The organism is Pseudoalteromonas sp. ESRF-bin5, from assembly GCF_002632075.1.
In the GTDB taxonomy this organism is placed as follows: Bacteria; Pseudomonadota; Gammaproteobacteria; order Enterobacterales; family Alteromonadaceae; genus Pseudoalteromonas; species Pseudoalteromonas marina.
In genome coordinates this window covers 1-5,388 of sequence record NZ_NTLW01000309.1, presented here as the reverse complement: position 1 = coordinate 5,388, position 5,388 = coordinate 1, and the positions used below count along the sequence as shown (strand labels likewise).

General features: G+C 39.1%; 4 protein-coding genes. 2 read left to right on the top strand and 2 right to left on the bottom strand.

Translation table 11 applies throughout. From position 1 onward, the window contains the following. The first annotated feature begins 449 nt into the window (after positions 1-449). Positions 450-1,823 carry an NADP-dependent phosphogluconate dehydrogenase gene (gene gnd, locus BCG07_RS18810; RefSeq protein WP_286891504.1) on the top strand — a complete coding sequence of 458 codons (1,374 nt, stop codon included), beginning with the start codon at positions 450-452 and terminating at the stop codon, positions 1,821-1,823. 65 nt (positions 1,824-1,888) lie between these two features. On the opposite strand, the gene ansA is transcribed toward gnd, so the two are convergent. Together ansA and sppA are read right to left on the bottom strand one after the other, a co-directional pair. Continuing rightward, on the bottom strand, positions 1,889-2,899 hold the full coding sequence (ansA, locus tag BCG07_RS18805) for an asparaginase (RefSeq protein ID WP_006794462.1): 1,011 nt from the start codon (positions 2,897-2,899) through the stop codon (positions 1,889-1,891). Between the two features lie 81 nt (positions 2,900-2,980). Continuing rightward, positions 2,981-4,846 (bottom strand): signal peptide peptidase SppA, encoded by a 1,866-nt coding sequence (sppA, locus tag BCG07_RS18800; protein WP_243533543.1) that lies wholly within the window; start codon positions 4,844-4,846, stop codon positions 2,981-2,983. 288 nt (positions 4,847-5,134) lie between these two features. Between sppA and BCG07_RS18795 the strand changes: the two genes are divergently transcribed. Next, on the top strand, positions 5,135-5,388 hold a 254-nt coding region (locus BCG07_RS18795; protein ID WP_502694084.1), incomplete at its 3' end, for an oxidoreductase.

Genomic DNA, 5,388 nt, shown 5'->3' with positions numbered 1-5,388 from the left:
ATTTTTTCTAAGTTGTTATCTCTATCGGTAGCGGGCCCAAGGGTAGCGACTATTTTTGTGCGTCTTAGCATCAATTTCTCCTGTGTGCTTGGTGAAAGCAGGTTGACGGTTATTTTGTTTACGATAGATATAGCTTTATAAAGCTATATCTTTAGTTGTAGGCAAAGCTAAAAGAATTGCCACTATTTTATACAAAACTATTGTGTCATCATTATGACACCGGTGTCAAAATGCGTCAATGATCATAATTTTAATTTGCTTTGCTTTTAGTCACCCTTTGCTCGATGATATTTGATATAATTGCGAGGCATTTATACCTGTAGTGAAATATTACTTTGTATTGGCTCATTGTTAGTATTTTATTACTGTATACGTATAAAGCATGCGGTATTATTGAATGAATACATTGAATTTTCTAACCAAATAGTTGTTACCGAGGAGGACACTAAATGCAAGTTGCATTAGTCGGGTTAGGCGTTATGGGGAAAAATCTTGCCCTAAATTTGATAGAAAAGGGGATAACGCTTGTTGCTTATGACAAAAACCCACATGCGGGTGAAGAGTTAATAAGTTGTGCTAAATCTCAAGGCATGGCTGACAAACTTCACATTGTTTCTGATTTAGGAGACATGGTAAGGCGTTTAGAAGCACCTCGTTCTATTTTATTACTTGTTCCTGCGGGTGAGTTAGTAGATACCGTTTGTAATGAACTGGTAAACGCAGGCGTAGAGTGTGATGATATTATAGTTGACTGTGGTAACAGTAATTATAAAGATGGTATTACGCGTAAACTTAAATACCAAAATAAATTTGAGTTTGCCACCATGGGTATTTCAGGTGGTGCAGAAGGTGCCCGCCATGGCCCAGCAATGATGGCAAGTGGGTCAGAAGGTGGCTGGGAACGTATTGAACCATGGTTTGAAAAAGTAGCTGCAAGTTACAATGGTAGCTCTTGTTTTGCACGTGTTGGCCAATCGGCAAGTGGACACTTTGTTAAAATGGTTCACAACGGCATTGAATATGCACTTATGCAACTCATTGCAGAAATGTATCAATTACTACGCTCAGGAACTAACCGTTCTCCAAAAGAAGTAGCTGCGATATTTGATGAGTGGTCACAAGGGCAGTTAAATAGTTACTTACTTTCTATCTCTAGCCACATATTAACCCTTGAAAATGATAAAAATGAGCCACTAGTCGACCTTATTGATAATAAAGTTGGCGCAAAAGGTACAGGTTTGTGGACTGCACAAAACGCGCTAGAGTTTGGAATTGCAGTACCATCACTTGTCGCTGCTGTTCAAGCCAGACACCTAACCAATGCCTGCGATACAACCGCTGCACAAGAAATGACGTACGCTTCAAAATCAACCAATATCGTTGATATTGATCTCGAAGAGCTTAAAGATGCATTTACACTTGCTAGTTTACTTGCGTATCGCCAAGGTTTAGCACTAATTAAAGGCGCATCTCGTACACACCAGTGGAAAGTTGATTTGTCGAAAACATTACAAACTTGGCGTGCAGGTTGTATTATTCGAGCTGACTACCTAGATAGCGTGGCGCAAGGAGTCGAATTTATAGATTCACTCGATAAAGAGGCGAATGCACTACGTAAGATAACAGGACAAGCTGTTATGTCTGGTTTGGCGTTTCCTGTATTAAGCTCTACACAAACTTACTTAGCAACGTTAACAACACCAAGTAATGGGCACCTAGTTCAAGCCCAGCGTGATTATTTTGGTGAGCATGGCATTAAAACCCATAGTGGTGAAACCTGCCATTTGACTGACCTAGTTGAGATTGACGCTAAAGTTCGTTAATTCTTTATTAGACAAAAAGGCACGCTATAAGCGTGCCTTTTTTGATTCTGCAGATGTGTAACTCTTTATCTTGTTAATTCACCACGCATATTATCTTGCATTAAGTGGCGAATAGTCTCGATTTCTAGATTCTGGCTGAATAGGCAATGTAGTTTGGTTAGGCAGGCTTCTAAAGTCATATCATACCCACTAATAACGCCAATATTTAATAATGCGTTGCCGGTTGCATAACCGCCCATATTGACTTGGCCTTTTAGGCATTGTGTTAAATTAACAATAATCATTCCTTTATTACTTGCTTCACTTAAAACAGATAAAAACTTATCGTCTTGAGGTGCATTACCCACGCCAAAGCTTAATAACACTAAAGCCTTAATGTTATCGTTTACAAGGCTCTTCACAACCTCGGTACTTATTCCTGGGTATAAATAAAGTACGCCAATTGGCTGTGGTGTTATTGTGGTTACTTGAAGTTCGTTTTCAACATAAGGACTTAGTTGGCCTTTAATAAGTTGAATATTAATGCCTGATAATGCAAGAGGCTCTAAATTTGGTGAAGCAAAGGCATCAAAACCATCTGCATGTGCTTTAGTAGCTCTATTACCTCTAAATAACTGGTTATTAAAAAACAGACTCACTTCTGCAATTGGGTAATTAGCAGCTAAGTACATTGCATTTAACAAATTAACCTGTCCGTCAGATCGTAGTTGAGAAAGTGGAATTTGCGATCCGGTAACAATAACGGGTTTAGTTAAATTATCAAACATGAATGAAAGTGCGGATGCAGTATAGGCCATGGTGTCTGTACCATGCAGTACAACAAAGCCGTCGTATTGCTGATATTTGCTTTTTATATCATCTGCAATAAGTTGCCAGTGCGCAGGGGACATGTCAGATGAATCAATAAGTGGACAGTATTCGTGAATATCAAATAAGGGCATTTCATCACGATTAAATTCGGCATTGTTCATAACCGTTTCGGTTAAGAAACCTTCTGCGGGAATGTAACCCCGACTTGATTTTTTCATTCCTATGGTACCGCCGGTATAAGCGATATAAATGCGTTTACGTTTCATAAAAAAAGCCCAGTAAAAAAACTGGGCTTAGTATAACCTGTCGCTAGTGTAAATAAAGCAACGAGTGTGAATCACGCATCTTTATTGTGCAACTTTACACTCTAAACAACGAGCGTACACACCCTGTGGATCGTTATAATCCTTGAGGCTTTCAACTTCACTACTCAGTTGTTGAATGACGCTGTTTAAATTAGCTTGTGTTGCTAAAACAGATGGTGCTTTTGTTTGAAGACCCAACATCGATTTCACTGATGCACTTCCAAAAATGTCTTGTAGCATTTTTTCTTGCGGGCTCAAATCTTGTGTGATTGTTTTAACATCGTAGTTTTCTAACTTAGCAAGGGCGGCTGCAGCATCAATTGCATCTTGCTTATCACCTAGCTTATCAATTAATCCCAGTTCAAGTGCTTGAGAAGCAATCCAAACTCGACCTTGCGCAATTGCATCAACTTCCTCAGGCGTCATGCCTCGAGCCTGAGCTACAACATTCAAAAATCGACCGTAAGCCTCTTCAACACTCATTTGAATAACTTGAGCCATTTTTTCGTTAAGTGGGCGAGTGACAGAAAAACCTGCCATTTCGGTGGTTGCAACACCATCAGAATACACCCCAATTTTTGATAATGTATTTTCAAATGTCATAAATGTACCAAATACACCAATCGACCCTGTAATCGTACTTGGTGCAGCCCAAATTTCGTTTGCAGCAGATGCAATCCAGTAACCGCCAGATGCCGCAACAGAACTCATTGATGCGATAACAGGTTTACCGGCTGCTTTTAGAGCTAATACCTCTGCGCGAATAACTTCAGATGCGAACATACTACCGCCACCTGAATCAATACGAAGTACCACTGCTTTTACTTTATCATCAAGTCTTGCTTTACGAAGAAGGGCAGCGGTAGAGTCACCACCAATTTCGCCCGCTCTGCGCTCACCATCTACAATTGTTCCTCTCGCTACAACAACCGCTACTTTCTCAGTAATTGGGTTATCAAAAACGACAGGAGGCTTAACCAGGCTCAGGTATTGACGAAACGATACGTGTTTAAATGTTTTACCATCTTCTTGCGCACCCACTAAATCTATCAATTGTTGGCGTATTTGCTGAGTTGTTTTAAGCGAATCAACCCATTGATTATCGAGTGCATATTTACCAGCATCACCGTTAGCCGCTTGCATTTTTTCTAGGTAAACATCCATAGTTTCATCAAAGTTTGACTCATCGAATGGACGTACAGCAGAAACATCTTGCTTATATTCATTCCAAAGTGCACCTAACCATACACGGTTTGCTTCTTTAGCCGCATCAGACATATCGTTACGGATAAAGGGTTCAACAGCTGATTTAAATGTACCTACTCTAAAAATATGCTGTGTTACTTCTAGCTTTTCTAGTGCGTCTTTAAAATACAGTGGGTACATGCCGTAACCTTCAATAGCTACGCTTCCATACGGATGCATCGCTATTTCGTCAGCATGTGCAGCAATGTAATACTGCGCTTGCGTGTAGTAGTAACCTGTAGCGATTACTTTTTTACCAGCCTGTTTGAAGCCTTCAATAGCGTTGGTAATTTGTTTAAGTTTATTTAAATGCGCTTTAGGCATTTCTTGTAAATCAAGAAGTAGTACACTAATACGACTATCTTTTGCTGCTTCGTTTATGACTTCAACAACATCATCGAGTAAAATCTCACTTGGCTCGTCGTTACCTGATGTTGCGTCATTTAAAGCCGCTTCAATAGGATCTACATATAACTTTTCTTCAACCAATGGGCCATTTAGGTTCAACCTAAGAACAGAGCCTTCCTCTACAATAATTTTATCATCATCGCTTGATATACCTGCAATAAATACAATAACAAGTAGCACAAACAAAAAGTTGATTATTAATCGACGAGAAAAGTTTATTCCAGCCCAAATACCTTTGAAAATTTTTGCTATCAAAATAGCTCCTTAATTTGGTACAGCTAATACATTTGTTTCATCTTATCCTAGAATAAATATAAATTTAACTGCTAAATCGTAACGAAGTGTTTATAAATACGTTCAAGCTACCGAAAACAATGGATTTATTATGCTATACACGCTCGCATTAAATAGTAATTTTGAGATGAGTACGTATTTTAAGCGTGTCTTAAGTATTAATTAAATACATGCAAATATTGCTTATTCGTTATCATTAAAGCAGAATTAGTGAATCTACACAGGTTAGACCAGTTAATGGGGCATGAGATGTTAGAACAACAACTACAATTAAAACACACACAATTACGAAACAGATTAGTTATGGGCTCAATGCATACGGGCCTCGAAGAGGGATGGCATAACAGAAAACGTTTACGTGCATTTTATGAAGCCCGTGCAAAAGGCGGCACAGCCATGCTCATTACCGGTGGCTATAGCCCGAACCTGCGAGGCAAGTTAACGCCAATATCGTCTTCTTTTAACAGTTATTATGATGTTTTTAAGCATCGCGCATACACAGA